General features: G+C 48.3%; 19 protein-coding genes. 9 read left to right on the top strand and 10 right to left on the bottom strand.

What is annotated here, in order from left to right; genetic code table 11:
* Positions 1-24: 24 nt before the first annotated feature.
* On the bottom strand, positions 25-555 hold the full coding sequence (locus tag C9I92_RS21630; RefSeq protein ID WP_047884305.1) for a DUF4136 domain-containing protein: 531 nt from the start codon (positions 553-555) through the stop codon (positions 25-27).
* 559 nt (positions 556-1114) lie between these two features.
* Here C9I92_RS21630 and C9I92_RS21620 point away from each other — a divergent pair.
* The 4 genes from C9I92_RS21620 to C9I92_RS21605 all read left to right on the top strand — a co-directional run bounded on the left by C9I92_RS21620 (position 1115) and on the right by C9I92_RS21605 (position 3523).
* Positions 1115-1606 (top strand): hypothetical protein, encoded by a 492-nt coding sequence (locus C9I92_RS21620; protein WP_047884804.1) that lies wholly within the window; start codon positions 1115-1117, stop codon positions 1604-1606.
* Between the two features lie 121 nt (positions 1607-1727).
* On the top strand, positions 1728-2534 hold the full coding sequence (locus C9I92_RS21615; protein WP_047884303.1) for a crotonase/enoyl-CoA hydratase family protein: 807 nt from the start codon (positions 1728-1730) through the stop codon (positions 2532-2534).
* A 71-nt stretch (positions 2535-2605) separates the two neighbouring features.
* The gene (locus tag C9I92_RS21610) at positions 2606-3172 is read left to right on the top strand and encodes a rhomboid family intramembrane serine protease (RefSeq protein ID WP_047884302.1); all 567 of its coding nucleotides are present in this window, start codon (positions 2606-2608) and stop codon (positions 3170-3172) included.
* Complete coding sequence (locus C9I92_RS21605) at positions 3173-3523, top strand: DUF1840 domain-containing protein (RefSeq protein ID WP_047884301.1); 351 nt, start codon at positions 3173-3175, stop codon at positions 3521-3523.
* A gap of 78 nt (positions 3524-3601) precedes the next feature.
* On the opposite strand, the gene C9I92_RS21600 is transcribed toward C9I92_RS21605, so the two are convergent.
* The 4 genes from C9I92_RS21600 to C9I92_RS21580 form a co-directional block, all read right to left on the bottom strand.
* Positions 3602-4243 (bottom strand): DJ-1/PfpI family protein, encoded by a 642-nt coding sequence (locus tag C9I92_RS21600; protein WP_047884300.1) that lies wholly within the window; start codon positions 4241-4243, stop codon positions 3602-3604.
* A 372-nt stretch (positions 4244-4615) separates the two neighbouring features.
* Positions 4616-6541 (bottom strand): bifunctional metallophosphatase/5'-nucleotidase, encoded by a 1926-nt coding sequence (locus C9I92_RS21590; protein ID WP_047884298.1) that lies wholly within the window; start codon positions 6539-6541, stop codon positions 4616-4618.
* Between the two features lie 392 nt (positions 6542-6933).
* Positions 6934-8106 (bottom strand): endonuclease/exonuclease/phosphatase family protein, encoded by a 1173-nt coding sequence (locus C9I92_RS21585; protein ID WP_047884297.1) that lies wholly within the window; start codon positions 8104-8106, stop codon positions 6934-6936.
* Between the two features lie 223 nt (positions 8107-8329).
* Positions 8330-9598: an O-acetylhomoserine aminocarboxypropyltransferase/cysteine synthase family protein gene (locus tag C9I92_RS21580; protein ID WP_047884296.1), complete on the bottom strand. Its 1269-nt coding sequence runs from the start codon at positions 9596-9598 to the stop codon at positions 8330-8332.
* A 657-nt stretch (positions 9599-10255) separates the two neighbouring features.
* On the opposite strand from C9I92_RS21580, the gene C9I92_RS21575 reads away from it, so the two are divergent.
* A complete protein-coding gene (locus C9I92_RS21575) occupies positions 10256-11878 on the top strand; it encodes a peptide ABC transporter substrate-binding protein (protein ID WP_047884295.1) in 1623 nt (540 codons plus the stop codon).
* A 172-nt stretch (positions 11879-12050) separates the two neighbouring features.
* Here C9I92_RS21575 and rodA read toward each other — a convergent pair whose 3' ends face one another.
* Together rodA and C9I92_RS21565 are read right to left on the bottom strand one after the other, a co-directional pair.
* A complete protein-coding gene (gene rodA / locus C9I92_RS21570) occupies positions 12051-13136 on the bottom strand; it encodes a rod shape-determining protein RodA (RefSeq protein ID WP_047884294.1) in 1086 nt (361 codons plus the stop codon).
* 88 nt (positions 13137-13224) lie between these two features.
* The gene (locus C9I92_RS21565) at positions 13225-13701 is read right to left on the bottom strand and encodes a hypothetical protein (protein WP_146149714.1); all 477 of its coding nucleotides are present in this window, start codon (positions 13699-13701) and stop codon (positions 13225-13227) included.
* A 408-nt stretch (positions 13702-14109) separates the two neighbouring features.
* On the opposite strand from C9I92_RS21565, the gene C9I92_RS21560 reads away from it, so the two are divergent.
* Together C9I92_RS21560 and C9I92_RS21555 are read left to right on the top strand one after the other, a co-directional pair.
* The gene (locus C9I92_RS21560) at positions 14110-14574 is read left to right on the top strand and encodes an outer membrane lipoprotein (protein ID WP_107193922.1); all 465 of its coding nucleotides are present in this window, start codon (positions 14110-14112) and stop codon (positions 14572-14574) included.
* A 320-nt stretch (positions 14575-14894) separates the two neighbouring features.
* Complete coding sequence (locus C9I92_RS21555; RefSeq protein WP_047884291.1) at positions 14895-15557, top strand: alpha/beta hydrolase; 663 nt, start codon at positions 14895-14897, stop codon at positions 15555-15557.
* A 283-nt stretch (positions 15558-15840) separates the two neighbouring features.
* Here the strand turns inward: C9I92_RS21555 and C9I92_RS21550 are convergent, their stop codons facing one another.
* Entirely contained in the window at positions 15841-16263 is a 423-nt protein-coding gene (locus C9I92_RS21550; protein ID WP_047884290.1) for an Hsp20/alpha crystallin family protein, read from the bottom strand.
* Positions 16264-16470: 207 nt separating this feature from the next.
* Positions 16471-16629, bottom strand: a complete 159-nt coding sequence (locus tag C9I92_RS25490; RefSeq protein WP_157038308.1) for a hypothetical protein — start codon at positions 16627-16629, stop codon at positions 16471-16473.
* A gap of 79 nt (positions 16630-16708) precedes the next feature.
* Here C9I92_RS25490 and C9I92_RS21545 point away from each other — a divergent pair, with 79 nt between their 5' ends.
* Entirely contained in the window at positions 16709-17161 is a 453-nt protein-coding gene (locus C9I92_RS21545; protein ID WP_047884289.1) for an AraC family transcriptional regulator, read from the top strand.
* A gap of 314 nt (positions 17162-17475) precedes the next feature.
* Here C9I92_RS21545 and C9I92_RS21540 read toward each other — a convergent pair whose 3' ends face one another.
* On the bottom strand, positions 17476-18861 hold the full coding sequence (locus C9I92_RS21540) for an MATE family efflux transporter (RefSeq protein WP_047884288.1): 1386 nt from the start codon (positions 18859-18861) through the stop codon (positions 17476-17478).
* Between the two features lie 78 nt (positions 18862-18939).
* Here C9I92_RS21540 and C9I92_RS21535 point away from each other — a divergent pair, with 78 nt between their 5' ends.
* A complete protein-coding gene (locus C9I92_RS21535) occupies positions 18940-19842 on the top strand; it encodes an AraC family transcriptional regulator (RefSeq protein WP_047884287.1) in 903 nt (300 codons plus the stop codon).
* Positions 19843-19936 lie beyond the last annotated feature (94 nt).

Raw genomic sequence — 19936 nt, 5'->3', positions numbered from 1 at the left:
TTTAACTTAACGACATTTTCAATGTTAATTGGGCGGGTAGCCTTTGAACATCTCATTAATCTGGCCATCGATGAAGCTGCGCCGAGAACTCGGTGTCATGGTTTCGGTCAGTTTTCGTTGTGAAGTCGCGCGCCACACAACCTGATTGCTCTTATTGTCAATCAGCTCAACCACCAGCTTGCCATACCGATATTCACGAATCTGTGTGGGGGTAGTGTAGGCTACACCTAAATGGCTGTGGCTTAAACCGTACCCATACCCGAAACCGAGGCTGGTACCGTAAGAGCGGTAGTCAGTTTGCTCGACAATCGCATGTCGGACAGTTAAATCAGCGTTGCTGTCCACTTGCTTCATCCCTTTGCTGTATAACTGGGTAGAGATCGCATCTTGTACTCGTGCTGCATCAAGAGAAATGGCATCGTTCTGCGGCTCTTTAGAAAAGGTATAAGTCTGGTATCGACTGTAATTGGCGGCAGTATTGTAGTCTCTTGAAACATCGGCGCTACAGGCGGCAAGCAATGATGAAAGCGCTAATACGGTCAGGGTAATACGCATAAGAATTACCTGTGAGTCAATTGAGCATCATTATCCCAGACTGTCCGCTATTTCGAAGGTTCTGAGATAACGGTTCCGTCATTGAACTCAATCGATAGTGGGAGGTGTCTGCCTATTATTACATCCATTTGGATACAGTGGGGAAACTGGCAATAGATCTGGTACTCATGGTGGAGTCCGTTCTCAATAAACGCCTGTAGAATCTCTGCCGTATCGGCAATCAGCAATCGACTATGTGTATCTAAATACATAACCTGCTCTTACAACTATTGAGTTCATCAATAAAAGCGTAGCTGATCTTCAGTTTATTGGGTTGCAAGTCTGAGAGACATTGCTGAGTCATTTGCTGGCCTGATTAAGACGCACAATGAGTACGTGTCACCACTCATTAGCCATTTCCTCACCTGTCATTTCCCCTCTTGTTATTCCCCCGCTATGATGAAAAGAATAACGAAATGAATGCATGTCTCTGGCAACGAGCTTGAATCGTAATGAAATTTTTCTCATTGAGCCTGATTTCGTTGCCACAGGTGTTGTTCAGCGTCTCGAATGGTGGCCCATGAAGATTTCACGTTGGATAATTTTGCTGGCAGTCAGTCTGTCTGCAGCCTGTATGGGGAATCTCTATTCCAAACCCACACCGAGTACCAGTGAGGATGTCGCCACACTGTCAGAACAATACGTCAAAGCCACGCGGGCGGGGATGTGGGACTTTACAGCGGTGATTCCGTCTAAGGTCATTCACCCCAAAGATGGCTATATCGATTATGAGCGATTGTGGTGCCTCGATAAATCAGTGGGTTCTGTTGACGATTATTTGTCCTTAATTGAGAAAGTCTGTGAACTTCGCAGCGGTGCAATGCAGGGTGAGTGGTGTGTCGGTGTCAGAAGCGGGTTGCCATTGTTTAGTGCAACGATGGAATACAGTGGCGCTCAATGTACCGGCGGTGACCCTGCAGCTGTTATACATACTCTTGAGCCGATATCTTCTCCCTCTGCTTTTGAATGGCGGTTGTTTGCCGAGATGATGGGGTTCAAGAAACCGTCTTAAATCAGTCTTTTCCCTGCGGTAACCGTTATATGTTGTGTTAATGTTATAAGGGTGCTGGACAGACCAGATGGTCTTTTACAGATGCAACCTCAACGGATACGAAATAAAAAGGATTTTCCCGATGGCATGGACACGGTTAAGGGTTGAAGAATCACAGGGCATTGTCACCGTTACGCTGAATCGCCCGGATAAACTGAACGCACTAGATATGGAGATGTTTCAGGAGCTGGATACAGTCAGCCGACAATTAAAGAAACGCAGTGATGTCAGGGCTGTGATTCTGCAAGGCGCAGACGGTAATTTCAGCAGCGGGCTGGACATTAAAAGTGTCGCAACCTCAAAAAAGAAAGCCCTGTCATTGCTGACAAAATGGCTGCCCGGCAATGCCAATCTGGCGCAGCGAGTGTCTCGAAACTGGCGGCAGTTACCGTTTCCGGTTATTGCCGTTATTGAAGGCAAGTGTTTTGGTGGCGGTATGCAAATTGTACTGGGTGCGGATTTTCGATTCGCGACGCCAGACAGTGAACTTTCAATCATGGAAGTACGTTGGGGGCTGGTGCCTGACATGGCCGGGTTAATGTCGCTACGTGAGGTTGTCGCCAAGGATGTGGCGTTGAAACTGACAATGACGGGCGAAATCATTGATGGCCAGACAGCAAGATCACTGAATCTGGTTACAGAAGTCAGTGACGACCCATATCTTGCGGCACAATTGTTGTGTCAGACACTACAGGCCCAGTCTCCGGATGCACTGGCTGCCATCAAAATGACCACCAATCGCTGCTGGAGCCGTTCTGAGCGCTTTTTGCTGGCACATGAAACCTTCAGCCAGCTTAGGTTGTTGCTGGGGCGCAATTTCTCTATCGCTGGGAAACGGCAGCGCAGTCAGCCCGAACTGGAGTATCAAAAACGTCAGTCATTCTGGTAAGTGATATCAGGCAGGGACGTTTCGGTGTATGCTGAAAACAGAAATGATTCAGGATGATACCGGAGGCCTGCATGCAGCAGAAAGATAAGGACGCGTTCAAATTCATTGCGTTGATAGTCGTCATTTGTGTCGTGGCACACATTGTAAATGTCATGACGGGCGGCTATCTGTCTGGCTTCGGTTTGTTACCACGTCACTATACCCATTTTACAGGTATGGCGGCGTATCCCTTCCTGCATGGATCCTGGCAACACCTGCTCAGTAATATGCTTTCCTTCTCGGTACTGGCTTTACTGGTTTCACGGTTTGGTCTGGCCAGGCTGATCAGCGTTTTTATGATCAGCTGGGCGGGGAGTGGATTAGGCGTCTGGATTTTCGGGCGAATGCATTATCACATTGGGCTGAGTGGGATCATTTATGGTCTGTGGGCTTACTTGTTGGTTTATGCTGTTATGTATCGCAGCGTTAAAGCATTGTTGATCGCTGTGGTTGTTATCTTCCTGTATGGCTCGATGATTTGGGGATTTGTGCCGGTGCATGAATGGATAAGCTATGAAAGCCATTTGTTTGGCGGGCTTTCCGGTGCATTGGCAGGTCTCTGGTATGCCAAACGTGATAAACGATTTAAGGAGCGATAAATGCTGGTAACCTTTAAATGTAAAGCCTGTGGCAATGTACTGATGTTTGGCGATGTCGCCAGGCAGATGCTGAGTATGATGGGACACTGTGAAAACATTCCCGGAGCGCTTGAAGCGGAAGAAGTACCGGATGCGCTGGCCAATTTGAAAGCGGCGGCACAGAAAATTCATCAAGATGAACAAGCGATGAAAAATCAGGGAGACAACCAACAACCTGAGACGGAAGTGGATGATGTAGGATCACTGGACTACGAACCTGTGGTCAGCTTGCATACACGGGCGACCCCGTTGATTGAAATGCTTGAGATTGCCGCGCGCGAAAATTGTTATGTTATGTGGCAGGAAGGCTGAATATCGGCTCTTTGTGAATAACCGTTATTCTCTAAATAGCTTTGACTTAATGAATAACAGCGACTTAACGAAGAACGGCTACTGAACGATATGTAACGGTGCGAACGGATCATCGCTGGGATCACTGAGCCAAATGTGTTCCAGCCTGATCGCCGTTTTCCGTGCGGTTTCTTCGTTAAGCAGTTCTGCTAGCAAAGCGAGGGACATATCCAGGCAGGCGATTCCCCCGGAGGCGGTGAATATATTGCCGTCCTGCACCCAGCGGGCAACAGGAAACCAGTCTACTTCATCTCCGAAACCGGTCACCCAACGGTAAAGCCGCTTGTTGGTGGTGGCCGATTTACTCGTCAGTACCCCCGCATTCGCCAGTAAGGCCGTGCCCGTGCAGGATGCGCACAGATAATGCTCTGGTTGGTGTTGCTTTTCTATCCATTCGCAAAGGCGTGGGTTCATGGCTTGCTGCTCTACACCATTTCCGCCCGGAATGTACAGAACAGACAATTCTGACAGCGTATAGCAACTTTGATCTACGCTCAGGGTATAGCCTTGCTGGCTGGTCACAGCCTGACCATGTTCAGAGATCAATTGAATAGTGAAGTTGTCCGGATAGAGAGAGAACACGCTCAATACGGATGAAACCTGTAACAAATCAAACTGGTTGTACAGCAAGATAGCAAGGGTAAACCTTGGTGGCCTGTCTTGCTGATGGGTCTCTGACATGAAACGCTAACTCCTTATACGGGTTTAAAAATAAGCATAGACCTGATAGAAGCGGCTTGTCATACCCAGTCAGACAAAGCGGTTTAGGAATGAGAAACCAGGTTGAATGGCAGTTGGGTGACGCTGTCACAGCTGATTGGCCACAGCCGTTTCGCCACAGTAGATTCGTCAAAGTAAATGGGATACGAGTGTTGAATTTTCGGAATACGAGTCAAATCAGCGCTGCTACTTCAATGTCCCGGTTACTGGCCAGCAAAGAAAAAGCCCGCCAGACAACAGGCGGGCTTTTTGTGGTCCCTTTTTACAGGGAAGCTAACAAATGAAAGGGAACAGGGCAGCCGCGGACTGCGTACTCATTTATCAGGTGTTAGTTCAGGCCTGATTAATGGCCTCAGCAATGATGATATTGCGTTTAATGGTCTGCACCTTTTGTTCATCCCGAACTTTCGCCTGCTCAGCCTGTTGCAGTTCAGCTTGTTGTGCTTTGACATAAGCCTGCGCTTGCTGCGGGGATTCAAATTTCAGCGCTTTAACATTGATAGACGCGATATTGGAGTAACGACCATCCGTACTGGCTGGCACATCAATTTTCCCTTCATTGATGAGCTGTGCAACAATTTTACATTCATTGTCATAGCCCTGCAGGCCGCTCAGTGTCCAGCGATGCATTGGCTTGCCTTCATACTGGCCTTTTTTCACCTCGGTCAGATATCGGATGGTCAGGTTACGAATCGTGCCGTCTTCTTCACCATATTCAGCCTCTGTATCAAACAGAACCGGGAATTGTCGGCCTTCAAGTACACCACCGGCTTTGGTCAGGTGTCCCATACGGTAGCTGTTCATACCAATGCGCACAGGGGTGTTTTCAGTAATCACGGTTCCGTCTGCAAACTGCAGGTTTTTGATGCGTTTTCCTGCTGGTTCGGTCAAATCAATGGTATATGTGACGCCGGCAAAGAAATCATTGGTGGAGTATTTGGACGCGCGGCGCTCAGGGTTAAAGCTGTACGTGACATCCCCCGCTTTTACACTGTTGAAATAACCGGCAGACCATTCCATGTAGGTTTTCAGTTCTTTGCCCGTCATTTGATAAACCGTGATTTCACCACCTGCATACTGGTAGTTGTAAGCGATATCTTTTGCCTTGATCTGACCAACATCCAGTTCAGCCTGATCGTTATCAATCTGCAGAGCAATGACGTTCGCTTTTGGCGCGTAGTACATGCTGGCTTCCTGGAACAATGCACTGATACCCGTATCCTGAATGTGTACCTGCGGGATCCCGCGGATCGCATTTTCAGGTACCAGATCCGTTCCGGTCAGGTTGGCAATAACCCGATTGGCATTTTCACGCAGGCGCTTGTGATAAGGTGCATACAGCGATTCCATTTTTTCATCTGAATGCACGCCATCGATTTGATAGGTAAAACTGTCTTTGTTGACCAGGCTAAATTTGCCGTTTTTCTCTTCAAACTGAAGATCAATCCGTGACAGCGCTCGACCATATTTGTCTGGCTCGGTGACAATTACGCCATTCACTACCGCTTTGTCGACTCGGGTGTGCATATGACCGGCCACAATCGCATCCAGCTCCGGATTGAGCTTAGCAATGTCTGTTACGCCGGTATCGGCCAGGTTGTTTTCGTTATCCAGCCCCATGTGTGCAACCAGAACAATGGCATCGACTTTATCATCAATTTTCTTGATAACTTTCTGCACTTCCAGAGAAGGGTTCGTGAAGGTTACGCCTTCCAAACGGTTGGTACCCTCTGCAAAGACCTGCGTCATAGGTGTATCCATACCAATTACGCCTATTTTCACCCCTTGTTTCTCGATGATGGTGTAAGCAGGAAGGAAAGGGTTGCCGTCAGGGCGCTTGATATTACCCGCCAGTGATTGGCCTTCAAACTGGGTCAGGGCACGGTTGAGTACCGGCAGACCAAAATCAAACTCGTGGTTTCCCAGCACCCAGACATCGTAATTCATTTCATTGAAGCCGAGCATCATAGGATCAACCTTCTCGTCTTTGAAGGTTTCCACAAAGTTACCCTGAATGGTATCGCCGGCATCAACCAGAATGACGTTACCTTGTTCATTTCTGATTGATTTTACCTTGGTGGCGATCTGGCTCAGGCTGCCGCGCATGTTCAGCTTATCCGAGGCGTAATCCCAAGGCATAAAATGACCGTGAATATCAGAGGTGCCCAGTATGGTGACATCAACACGATCACCGTCGGCGGCAAGAGCAGGCTGGCAGAGCGCAAAGAGGATGGTGGAGGCTAAAAGTGATTTTTTCATTGTTCATGGTTTTGCATAGAAAGGGTGTGCGCATAGTACGCTTCCCGGTAAAAATTTTCGAGATGTGTGTCACTGTTATATGTAATAAATAGCTTTCATTCTTATCTTTGTGGGATTTAATTCACCATTGGTAAGTCATCGCGCCGTGATGGGATAACGACGGGGCAATGGCGCAGGCAAATTAAAGTTACAAGGATATTTAGGCTACAAGGATATTGAGGTTACAAAGATATAAAGGTTACAAAGTTGATGAGGCCACAAGGATAAGAATACAAACTGGCTAGGATCAAGTGATTGCGGTCGACGTAAGCATTCTCAAGCGGAGCGAAGAACAAGCCCATCTCGTGCTAAGGGCGAACTAGCAAAGGCTTGAAAACACTTAACCAGAAATGTTACTCGCGAATCTGTATGGTGATCATGACAACGGCATGGTCAGTGCTGTGCCCGTCGGTGTCAAACGAAGGGTTGAGCAGGTGCCGATCAAAAACCTGAAAATGGGTTACTTCAGCCAGACTCTCTGTGTAGCTCGGGTTAAATTCGGCGGAGCACAAAATGTAGTCGAGCACCATGCCTTTCAGACCGTAATAGAAAGTAAATGGCTGACGCGAATTGGCTACCTCATCTGAGCCTTTTTGTTTGGACGTTCCCATCGGTTCAGGGGCTACTCTTTGCTCTGTTGCCGCTAACTGTTCGGATACCTCTCGTGATGCCTGAAATAATGACCAGCTATTGTAAAAGAAATAAGGTGCCAGTTTTTCTCTGGCTGGTTTTTCTTTGAGTTGCTTTTGTCTGAGTTGAGGCGTCGCTGGCAATCTTACTTCGTTACTCACCAGTTGCCCAAGGGCACTGTCGGTAAGGGTATCGTTGAAATCACCCATAATCACGGCAGGATTGCCCGTCTCTTTTTTCCTTGCTAATACGGCCTGCTGCAGTTGTGCAGCTTCTGCTGTGCGTTGAAGAGATGAGGCCCATTGTCCGGTAAGTTGTTGTTGCCATTCTGGCAGTACATCACTTGTCTGGAAAAGCATCGATTCGTCTTCTATTTCCGGTTCATTTTCCAGACCTGAAAAAATGGTAGGGCGTTTGGATTTGAGGTGAACGACATACATATCACAGGCACCCAGTATGGGATGAACGACTGTGGCTCTCAACGGAAGACGGCTGAAGGCAAAATCACGCTTGAGGCCAAGATGCAGTGACGTTTGTGAGTTTGTTGGCACCGCAGACCATTCAATAATGGGATATCGGGAGGCTAAAGCGACCACTGGCTTGTCATAAATATATCCCTCAGTGCAGCTGGGTGCCTCCACGGTACAAAAATAGCTATAACCCAATTCACGGGTTAATGTGGCCAGTGCGTCCGGTGTGAATACTTCCTGAAACCCAATGACATCTGGCTGATGAGTGTGTAAATAGTTACGAATCCAGCGTTGCTTCTTCTGCCATTGTTCTTCGGTGTAAATGTTGTCGAATTGGTAACAGGCATTAGGCGGTGCCACAAAATTGCACAGATTAAACGTGGTGATCTTGAATGTGGTGGGTATATTTTCGGTTTCTCTAGACATAACAACGTTTTTGTTTGGGTTCGCTTTTCCTGGTTTTGGTGCCGTAATTATTGCTGTCGTTACGATGGGTAGTTAGCAATCTGAAACGTGGGTCATCTGAAAGAATACAGCCTCTTACACAGAAGATCCTGTAAGAGGCTGTCATAAACTGTCATAAGCGCACAGTAGATTGAACTGCTAACTGCTAACTGCTAACTGACAACAGTTCAGCGCTGAGTGATACTCAGGCGTTCAACGCTTGTTCCAGATCAGCAATAATGTCATCAATATGCTCAATCCCCACAGACAGGCGGATCATTTCCGGGCTGACTCCGGCTTGACGTTGCTCTGTTTCACTCAGCTGACGGTGTGTCGTTGAGGCAGGGTGGCAGGCAAGTGATTTAGCATCGCCAATATTTACCAGACGTTTAAAAATTTTCAGTGCGTCATAGAATCGGACACCGGCTTCGTAGCCGTCTTTTAGCCCAAACGATAAAATGGCTGACGGCTTACCTGCCATGTATTTTTCAGCCAGAGGGTAATATGGAGAGTCCGGCAAGCCAGCATAACTCACCCAACTGACTTTATTGTGTGATTTCAGGTACTCCGCCACCTTGAGGGCGTTTTCGGTGTGGCGTTCCATTCTTAACGGCAGCGTTTCCAGCCCCTGCAGCAGCATAAAGGCGTTCATCGGAGACAATGCTGACCCGGTGTTGCGTAGCGGAACGGTACGAGCACGACCAATAAAAGCGGCATCACCAAATGCTTCGGTGTAAACCACCCCGTGATATGACGGCTCAGGCTGGTTCATTACCGGGAAGCGGTCTTTGTATTTCTGCCAAGGGAAAGTACCGCCATCGACAATAATGCCGCCTAAGGACGTCCCATGACCGCCAACATACTTAGTCAGTGAATGGACCACAATGTCCGCACCGAACTGAATAGGTTTACAAAGTGCCGGGGTAGCCACGGTATTATCGACAATTACCGGTACACCTTGCTGGTGGGCCAGTTCTGCAATGCGGGCAATATCGACAATGTTCCCTGCCGGGTTTCCGATACTTTCGCAGTAAACGGCCTTGGTTTTGTCATCAATCAATTCCGCCAGACTTTCTGGTTTGTCATCTTTAGCAAAGCGAACTTCAATACCTTGCTTCGGCAGCATGTGCGCAAACAGGGTATAGGTGCCACCGTACAGCTGTGGCGTGGAAACGATATTATCGCCTGCTTCAGCCAGAGTCAGAATCGCATAATTGATGGCTGCGCTACCGGCACTGACTGCCAGCGCGGCGATGCCACTCTCCAGGGCCGCCATGCGCTTTTCCAGCACATCATTGGTTGGGTTCATGATTCGGGTATAGATATTTCCCGGGACTTCCAAATTGAACAGATCAGCACCGTGCTGGGCATTGTCGAACTCGTAAGCGACGGTTTGGTAGATAGGTGTCGCAACCGCTTTTGTGGTTGGGTCAGTTTCATAACCAAAGTGAATCGATAGGGTTTCGTCTTTCATTGTCTTGTCCTTGGGTCTTCCATGAAATCAAGTTTGCCTGGATAAGTAGCGGGACAGGCTTTCCGGTAATCGATCCAGAAGAAGCCGTTGAAGTGTCAATACTTACCCAGACAGTTACCACAGAGTACTATGAATGCAGGCACCTATAAACGGGTTTTGAAAATCATTCTTTTCTTCTGAAACCGTTGGGTTAATTTGAAATTACGACAGAAAACACTGGGTAAATACGTACAGAAAGAGAGAAAACAAGCACACATTGATTAACGAATAAGTTGATTCAGTATTTCTGTGGGGTATAAAAAAGTGTCTGGTAGACGACAGTATGTACACCCGTCCGAGTATCAGGATTCAAAATGCAGGGACAAACAGGGATTAGTTCGCTGGCACCTTGTATACGTAACATGTTGCACACCTTTCTGTCACATTTTGAGAGATTTTCATCTGTATTACCGGTTGAACAAGTCTAAGTGCATGACATACGATGGTATGGCGGTTTGATAAAACGTTTCTGATCTCCGCACACAATAAAAATCGGTGCCTGAAGCTTCATTTTCATTCGATGAACTCGGGTACTTTCAAAATAAAGCAGAAGTTCATAGATTCACTTTGCTACACGTTCGTGTAGGTAAGTGGTGACGTGACGAAAAGGAATTTGCTGTGAAAAAATTGCTGCTTTCGACGGCGATAGCGCTTGCCGTTACTCTTCCCGCCACAACAGTTACCGCCGCAGAAGTGCCATCAGGCACTGTACTCGCTAAATCACAACATCTGGTCCGTGCAAACGGTGCTGAACCTAAAACGGTTGATCCCGGTTTTGTGGAATCAGGCGGGCCAGGGGATGTGATCGTCAATGATCTGTTTGAAGGTCTGGTAATCGAAAATTTGCAGGGCGAAACCATTCCGGGACAGGCGGAGTCCTGGCATATCTCGGATGATGGAAAAACCGTTTCATTTACCCTTCGTGACAATCTGCTCTGGTCTGACGGCACACCACTGACAGCGCACGATTTTGTTTATGCCTGGCAACGTGCTGTCGACAATAAAACCGGTAATGCCACCGGCATCAACATTAAAACGGCCAACGTGCTGAACGCTGACGCTATCCTTGCCGGTGAAAAAGCACCAGATACGCTGGGTATTCAGGCGCCAGATGATCGCACGCTCATCGTGACACTGTCACAGCCGACCCCTTATTTCATCAGCATGATGAGCATCAAAACGTTCTTCCCGGTGCCACGTACCACTGTTGAAAAATATGGTGACAGCTGGACGCGGGCAGCGCATTTTGTCTCGAACGGCGCCTATGTACTCAAGCAGTGGGTGCCGAATGAGAAAGTGGAAGTTGAACGTAACCGTCACTATCGCGACAATGATAAAACGGTCATTGATGGTGTGACCTACCTGGCGCTGTCATCACAAAACGCTGAACTGACCCGTTATCAGGCGGGCGAAATTCACATGACTAACCGTGTGCAGCTTGAATACTATCAAAAGCTGATCAAGGAAAGCCCGGAGCAGATTCAGGCACTGCGTTTGTTGGGTTCCTACGTTTATGCGTTTAACACGCGCACGGTACCATTCGATAACGCCGATGTCCGGCGTGCACTGAGCATGGTAATTGACCGTGATCTGCTGGTGGATAAAGTGACCGGTCAGGGTGAACCTGCCGCTTATTCTGTTGTGCCAGACATCATTGCCGGCTATGCCGCCGCGTTGCCATCTTTCACTGAATTGGACAGAAAAGAGCGGCTGACACAGGCGAAAGCTTTGCTGGCAAAGGCAGGTTTTGGTAAAGACAAGCCATTGACCCTAACGCTGACTTACAACACCAGTGAAAATCACAAGAAAATTGCTTTAGCCATTGCCTCGATGTGGAAACAACTGGGAGTGAAGGTTGAGTTGAATAACATGGAATGGAACGCGTATCTGGCGGCGAAAAGTGCCGGTGACTTTACCGTAGCGCGCTCGTTTGCGTTTGGTGATTTTGCCGAACCTTCTGCGGTACTCAGCAGTTTCACCTGTGGCCATGTCAGTAATGAAACCGGTTATTGTAACCAGAAGTTTGATGATCTACTGGCTAAGGCAGCCAAAGCCGGTGATCAGGCTGAACGTTATCAGCTTTACCATCAGGCAGAAGCATTGCTGGGCGAAGATGCTCCGATTATTCCGCTGTATCACTACAACCATACGCGCTTGGTAAAAGCGAACCTGAAAGGCTTTCCTGTCAATAACCCGAAAGGCAACATCTACGCGAAGGATATGTTTTTTGTCCAGCCTTAACAGGCTGTCTCTACGGAATGCAAAAACGTTGCAATTTCTTGGGTAACAAAAAGCTTCTTGGGTAACAAAAAGCGCGGCTTCATTGCCGCGCTTTTTTTAGGACTGCAGTATTGATGGATCCTGTATCTGTTATTCCTATAACTGGAGGAATCTGGAGCCCAATGAATCCGTCTTATTTTTGTTCCTTGTAAGGACGATACAGGCACAGTGACATGACGATACCGAAACAGACCCCCTGAGTGATCATCGCGGTGCCCCCATAACTGAAAAATGGCAGTGGGCTCCCCATGACAGGTAATACGCCGCTGACCATGCCCATGTTGATAAAGGCATACAGGAAAAAGCTTAGCGCCAGTGCACCACTTACCAGGCGATTGAACGGAAACTCACACTGACTCGCCAGCCAGATGACCCGCCCCGTGATAAACAGATACAGACCTAACAGCAATACGCTCCCGAAGAATCCCCATTCTTCTGCGTATGTTGAGAAGATAAAGTCGGTATGGCTCTCCGGAATAAAACCAAGGTGGCCTTGTGTGGCATGTGTCCACCCTTTACCGCGAACACCGCCAGAGCCAATCGCTATCAGGGACTGGATAATCTGGTAACCGGCACCGAGTGGGTCAGATTCCGGGTCCAGAAACTGGGTGACCCGTTTTTTCTGGTAGGCTTCCATAACAAAAAACCACAGCAGCGGGACAGTCGTGGCGATAGCCCCCAAAAAACCACCGATGATTTTCCAGCTCATGCCCGCGAAATAGAGGACAAACAGGGCGTAAATCATGGTGAAAATAGCCCCGTCCAGATCCGGCTGAATGAAAATCAGCCCGGCTGGAATACCCGCAATGAGCAGGCAAGTGAGGATTTTACGGCTGTCCGGGCGACCGGCATCGACCACCAGCATCCAGGCAACCATCATCGGGATTGCAACTTTCACTAACTCGGAGGGCTGAAACCGGATAGGGCCTAGAGCCAGCCAGCGTTGCGAGCCGTTAGTACTGTCACCCATGACAATAACCCCCAGCAAGAGTACAACGGCAACGCCATACAGATAGGGTGCCGCATGCTGGTATTTACGTGGTGGGATTGATGACATCACGACCATGCAAATGATAGCGGTGAGGGCGCGCATTAAATGACGCTCCATCATGGGTTCACTGAAGCCGCTGGCACTCCAGACCGTCAGGCTGCCGAGCAGCATCACCAGTGAAACAGCAAAAAAAAGCGGATAGTCAATTCTTGGTTTATATCGCAACATAATGATTTTCAATAAAAAAGAGAAATAGTGCTGCTCTGTCAATGAAGTCAGCGCAGTGTTAACCGTATTGGTTGAGAAAAATGAATCGTTATGTTGTGGTGAAACGCCAGTCCCGGTGTCGGAACTGGAGGTTAGAGCTCTTCCAGCCGCCCAGGTGATGGTTATCTATCAAATGCGGATGCAGGATTTCAGGGATCAGGACCACTTTGCTTGCCACCAGGCGCCATTGCATCGTACGAGTGCGTCGACACTCCAGCAGTGGTGCGCTTTCCGAATCAGAGAAAGAGGGGGCACGAAAATCACTGAAGACAGGCTGAGACGGTGGAGTAATTGGCTGAGAAAGCCAGCCAAAGTCTGCGTGCTGTTCAGAAAGCGCAGAAGTATCTTGTTGACGGCGTGACTCTTCCTGTCGGCGAAGTTCAGTCAGCTCTGAATCAATGGCCGGGTGATGGCCGACAAAATCATAACCGGGCAGTGCAAGGTGACTGATATAGGCTGACAGAGAAACCAGTGACAGACAAAACAGCATTGAAAGCCATTGTTGTTTTGAAAATAGTCTGTTCATGGTTTGCGGTCAGATCCCTGTTCCGGCTGATGAAAGTGTTATTGTTGAAACTGAACCTGCGTTCAGCTTGATGATATCGACGACGTAAAGTAACGACTCAACATAAAATTGCAATCATAAAACCGACAAAATCACACTTTTCTGAAAGAACTGGTCACAGACTGACCAATACTAATGAGTAGAAGTCTGGAAGGTTTCGGACATGAGCTGAAACTTGCCAGTGTGTACATTAGGGTTCCATGCTGGATTCTTATGTAGGAACCTCATGCTGGATGCGAAGAAGGCAGTATCACCTCCGCTTTACCTGGTTTTGCATAAGTTGACTCAGCTTTACCTGCGTTGCGCCGTCTACCTGATTTCTGCACCTATAATTAAACCATCACAAAAGTTAATGATATGAGAGGCACTATGATGCGACACATTTTGCTTTGCATTTGTATAGCCTTAGTGGGGGTGATCGGTTGTTCAAGTAACCCTTACGGGGACTCATACGGCGTGGCAGATACCCGTACCATTCAGCAGGTACGATATGGCACAATTGTGAAGACAGAACCGGTTTCGATCGAAGGTGAAGGCCAACTGGTCGGTGCCCTGGCAGGTGCAGCAGTGGGTGGTATTCTGGGGTCCAAGATAGGTGGGGGCTCTGGCTCTGATATCGCGGCCATTGGTGGGGGTGTACTGGGTGGTTATGCCGGCTCTAAAGCCGCTGAAGGGGTCAGTCGTCGTAACGGTGTTAACCTGACCATTAAAATGGACGACAACGGTGAGACCATTGCTATCGTTCAGGAAGCAAACCCGAACATGATGTTTCGGGTTGGTCAAAAAGTGCGTGTGAACATCGATGGCCGGAATGCGCGGGTCGTGCCTATGTGATGCCTGCCCATGCCTGAGTCTTTGTACATGTAGTATTTGCTTGGGCTACTTTGTTTTAGGCAACTTTGCTTTGAGTTACTTTGCTCAGATTAACGGGCTTGGATTTCTTTCTTTTGACAACTTTGTTGAATTTCTGGCCGCCAGTAACAAGTGGCATTCGTCCATGCTGAGCAGGGATGTTTTAGCCCGGCCGTATCATTGAGTGCGAATCACAGGCTCTGCAATTTGACAGATTTAAATCAGAAGTTTGGCCGTTACTGATGGTAACGGCCTTTTTAATTCGTTATGTTTTAGCCAAAGGTACTAAGAAAGAAGGACTTATGACGCGATTATCCTCTGTGGTCGTTGAGCCCAAAGTGGCTGCAACCGCTTCTGTGATTTGGTTACACGGACTTGGCTCTAACGGACATGACTTTGAAGCGCTGTTGCCAGAGTTGGGTTTACCGGAATCAGCCCCCGTTCGATTTATTTTCCCGCATTCGCCGTCGATTCCGGTGACTATCAATGCCGGAATGGTGATGCCTGCGTGGTACGACATCCTGGAAATGGGAGCAGGCAGAAAGCTGAATCGCGAGCAGTTGGTTCGTTCTGCTCAGGATATCGCTCGTATGGTTGATCATGAAATTGCGTGTGGTATTGCCAGTGAGCGGATCATCTTAGCCGGCTTCTCTCAGGGCGGGGCAGTGGCGTACCATACAGCGTTGACTTATCCTAAAACGTTGGGTGGGTTACTGACGTTATCCACCTATTTCCCGACCGCCGATGACATTGCTCTTAACCCGGCAAATCAGGCTTTGCCAGTAGAAGTGATGCACGGGGAATTTGACCCTGTGGTTTATCCTATGATGGGATACGATGCAGTCAAAGCATTGAAAAAACTCGGCTTAAGTCCAGAATGGCGAGTCTATCCAATGGAACATCAGGTTTGTTATGAACAGATAAAGGACATTGCCGCCTGGCTGCGTAAAATATTGGATTTGTAAACGAACAAATTCACCGTGTTTCGGAATGATATTGGCGCAAGGATCTTTTCACTGAGACATTAACACCAAGATCTTGGTGCCTGAATTTGGTTACGGACAGAAAAACAGCCTGCTGATGATGGCAGGCTGTGTGTCGCAGTTATTCTCGCGACGACTGACAGAAAGAGTAGCAGCTGAACAAAACAGATAATCTGGCTCTAATGACGCCTGGCTATCTGATTTTCTCGCTAAAACATTCCGTGTCAGATTTTTCCCTCTCAATTCGACACTAACTGTTTGACGACTATTTAATGTCTATCCGCTTTGAATCAGGCAGTGAAGCTTCCACTTTGGGTACCTGAATGGTCAATACGCCATCCGTAAAGCTGGCGTGAACATCATCTTCCTTAACGTTCTGCCCCAGATAGAAACTCCGCATGAATTTCCCTTCGTATCTTTCCTGGCGGATCACTTTGCCATTTTTTTCTTGTTCTTCGTTTCGCTTGCTGGTGGCCTCAATCATTAATGAACCATTCGCGAGCTGAACATTAATATCGTCTTTTTTCACGCCGGGCAGATCCGCCGTAATCTCGAATCCATCCTCTTTTTCAATGAGATTGATTCTTGGTGAGCAGACATCATTGTCAAACCTATGCCTCAGAGTCGGAAAGGCATGATCAAACATTTGAGAAAAGTCGAACCAAGAATCACGTGGGACTAAGCTCATAGACGCCTCCCTCTGTTTGAACCATGACGCGGTATTTACTTGTTGAATGACCACTAAGGTCGGCCAATAAAAGTGTAGAGCCTGAATGAAGGCTGTGACTTTAAAACTCAGGGTCGATTGATGTAAATCAACTTCTGCATCATCAGCCTTTTGCTACTCAGCGCCAACACTGTCTTTAAGGGGCTTAAAAACGATTCACAAGAGGGACTATTCATCCCCGCCGTCGGAATCTGCATCGGCAGGACTGCCTTTCGCATACTTCTCTCCACGTTCACGAAGCTCATCAGGTGTGTCTGACTGTTCGTCGCGAAGAGTATCTGAATCGGAAGGTTTTGGATGGATGAGGTTCTTTAGCCAATCAAACATGGGCTAACCTTAGTGGCAGGGCCACAGTAATCAATGACATTACTTGATGAGTGTAGTTGAACGATTGACAGGTGGTGAGATGAAAACGGAAACGATATCCCGGAAAACGCTGGCCTTTATAAGGGTAACAGGCCCTTACGGCGAAAATTATGATCAACCACTGGATCAGCTTTTTCAGTGGGCAGGCGAGCATGGCTTGCAAAATGGACAGTGTCTGTTTTTGTATCACGACGATCCGGACAAGATCCCTGCCGCTGAGTGTCGGACCGATTTGTGCCTGACAGTCCCAGCGGGGACGGAAGGAACCGCTGAAATTGGTATCCAAACTCTGCCGGAAGGGCGTTATTGCCTGGTCAGAAAAATCATCAAGCACAAAGACGAATACCCGATAGAGTGGCACCGACTGGGTAAACAGGTAAAAGAGGCCGGCTTTCTTTCTGATGACAGGCCATGCTTCGAGCTTTACCACAGTTATGATCTGGAAACGCAGGTCGCAGATGTCGGTTTTTACTGGCCGGTAAAAGATCGATGAAGATCTGACATTCTGCCATGATAGCCGTTGTTACGCTGCAAAGACGGATGAGAGACAAACGGAGAGCAAACGCAGTAAAGCGAGCCAGAATCCGACATTATGCGATATTCTGACCCCGCTTTCGACTGGCGCTCTATGTTCGTTGTGGTCACGGTTGCAGATAACATAACCGCAACGATAACCACAATGATGACCAGGAAGAGAACCTGGGCAGAGCGAAGTATCGGCCCGTTTGTTTTGTTGTAAAACCGCCTGAGGCATTGCAAGACAGAGCTTCAGGCACATGTCGGGCTCAGTAGTCAGGTTTTTCCTCGTTACACCGACGCGGGCTGAGGCTGAACTGTCAGGTTGTTCATCCAGCGCTTTTTCAGATAACGGTTAAAACAGAGCCAGAGTTTAACGACTTCTTCGGACAGCATAGCCAAATACACCCAGCCAAAGTCCCATTGCCCGATAAACGCGCCGTAGGTGGTCACCGGAATACCGACCATCCACATGGCGATAAAATCCATCCGCAGACAAAACATATTTTCACCACCAGCACGCAAAATGGCGTTGATAATGACCATGTTCATCATTTTGAGGCTGATACCAAGACTAATCACAATCATCGCCGGGGACGAATAGGCAAGCAGTTCGTTGTTGTCCAGGTTAAGCCAGTGAAGCACAAATTCCCGGTTGATAAACAGGCAAAAACCGATACCTATACCGAGGATTAATACGAACTTGATAAAGAATATTGTCATCGCCTGTGCCTGATCAAATTCATTGCGGCCAAGGGAGTGCCCGATCAATACGGAGCAGGCGACGGATATTCCCATGAAGATGGAGAACAACAGTCCTTCAAATGGCCCCAGCATGCTGAATACCGCCAATTCTGTGGTACCCATATGACCAAAAACGATCTGATACGTCAGGGTTCCCACAGCCCATAACAGGCTGCCCAGTGCCTGAGGAATTGCCAGTTTGCGGTAGGTGTACCAGAGGGTCTGATGGCGAGGAATCGCCCGGCTGACCAATAGCCAGTGACGGCGGTAGGCCAAAACTCCCCAAATCATCAAAACCTGTGCAAATCTTGAAATGGTAGTTGCTAATGCAGCACCGGCAACGCCCATGGCAGGGATTCCCCAGCCACCCTTAATAAACAGAAAGTTCAGGCCAATATTCAGAGCAATCGTCACCGTAGCCAGTAGCAGTGGCATAAAGGCATCACCACTGGCACGCATACTCGATTCAGCCGTAATAATGATATGCGTCAGAATTAATACTGGAAAGCTGTACCAAAGGTATTGCGCACCTTGAAAAATGACATCAGAATCATTGGTTTGAAGCTGCATGATCTGAAGCGCGAACACGGTAATGATGATCGTAACCGGTACCATGATCGCGCAGCCAAATTTCATGGCCTGCAAGGTCACTGTTTTCGCATGCACTTTGTCATTCTGGCCCCAGTACTGGGAAACCAGTACGCCGTTCGCGCCGGCGAGCCCAGCCATGATCATTATGGCCACAAAATGCCATTTCGAGGCGATGCCGACCGCCGCAGTAGCGGATTGGCCTAAATCACTCACCATCAGGACGTCGGCCAGTGCCAGAATAGCAACAAGGGCACTTTGAATAGCGACAGGGAAAGCCAGCCTGGTGATTTTGCCAAACAAACCCGGCGGCAGTGCGGACTGTTTTGAGTCTGTTGTTGTCATTGTTTTTCTCCGGTCAAACAGCAGGAACATTACGGCTGTAAGTGGAGGCAACTATAGCGAATCAGGGGTATAAGCGACATGTTAGAAATGCCTGAAAAGCTGTGTGAATCTGTCACGCAGGGAAAACGTCTGGTACAACCAAAACATGAATGGGTGGAAGATGTCTTTCTTGCAGAAGCCTGTAAAGAGCGTTTTCTGACGCAGGCAGAAATACCTGAACTGGGCATTAATGGCTTTTTCATGGCCGGGCTGGCGGAACTGGCAGAGGGCTATCATGTCGAACGATCGGTCAAAACCTGCCATACGTTGTTATGTACACTGGAAGGGAAAGGAAAACTCACCACGACTGATTTTGAGTACGTGCTGGGGCCGCATACTGTCACCATTTTACCGGCTGGATTGCCATTTCGGTTTGAGCTCGATGAGCAGGTCAACCACTGGAAAATGGCGTGGATTCTGCTCGACATCAAGGATAAATGGTTACCGTTAACCGCTCATGGCCAGCGAGTGGAGCAGAGCGGACGGTGCGAACAGATTTGGTCGCTGATGCAATTGCTTCATAGCGAAATTGGCGGACGGGCTGGCTACCGAACACTATACGCCAGTGAATTGTCACGCTTGTTATTGGGGACGGCTACGCTTGCCCCGACCAGTACTGTGCTAAGGGTGCAAAGTGTTTTCAATGAGATTGAGTCTCAGCTTCATCTGAACTGGACGGTGAAAGGGATTGCGGAGCGTTGTTACCTCAGTACCGAACAATTGAACCGCGTCACCAAACAGCTATACGGCTGCTCAACTCAACAGCGCCTTATCGCCCTGAGGATGGAAAAAGCGTTAGCTTTACTGCGTTATAAAGAGTGGCCGATTGGTGTGATTTCTCAGCGTCTTGGCTATCAGGACCCGTTTAATTTCACACACCGCTTTCGGCAGTATCACGGATGCTCGCCGCGAGAATATCGAAAACGTATTTTCCAGCCGTAATACCATCGCCAACGGGGTTGACCTGCTTCGACTCTTAAATCGCAATAGGTTATTGAGACACAAACAGCAACAAGTACTGTGAATCACGAAGACA

Source organism: Photobacterium ganghwense, assembly GCF_003025595.1.
In the GTDB taxonomy this organism is placed as follows: domain Bacteria; phylum Pseudomonadota; class Gammaproteobacteria; order Enterobacterales; family Vibrionaceae; genus Photobacterium; species Photobacterium ganghwense.
The sequence above is the reverse complement of the archived record's forward strand: the minus strand, read 5'-3'. Positions and strand labels throughout refer to the sequence as shown.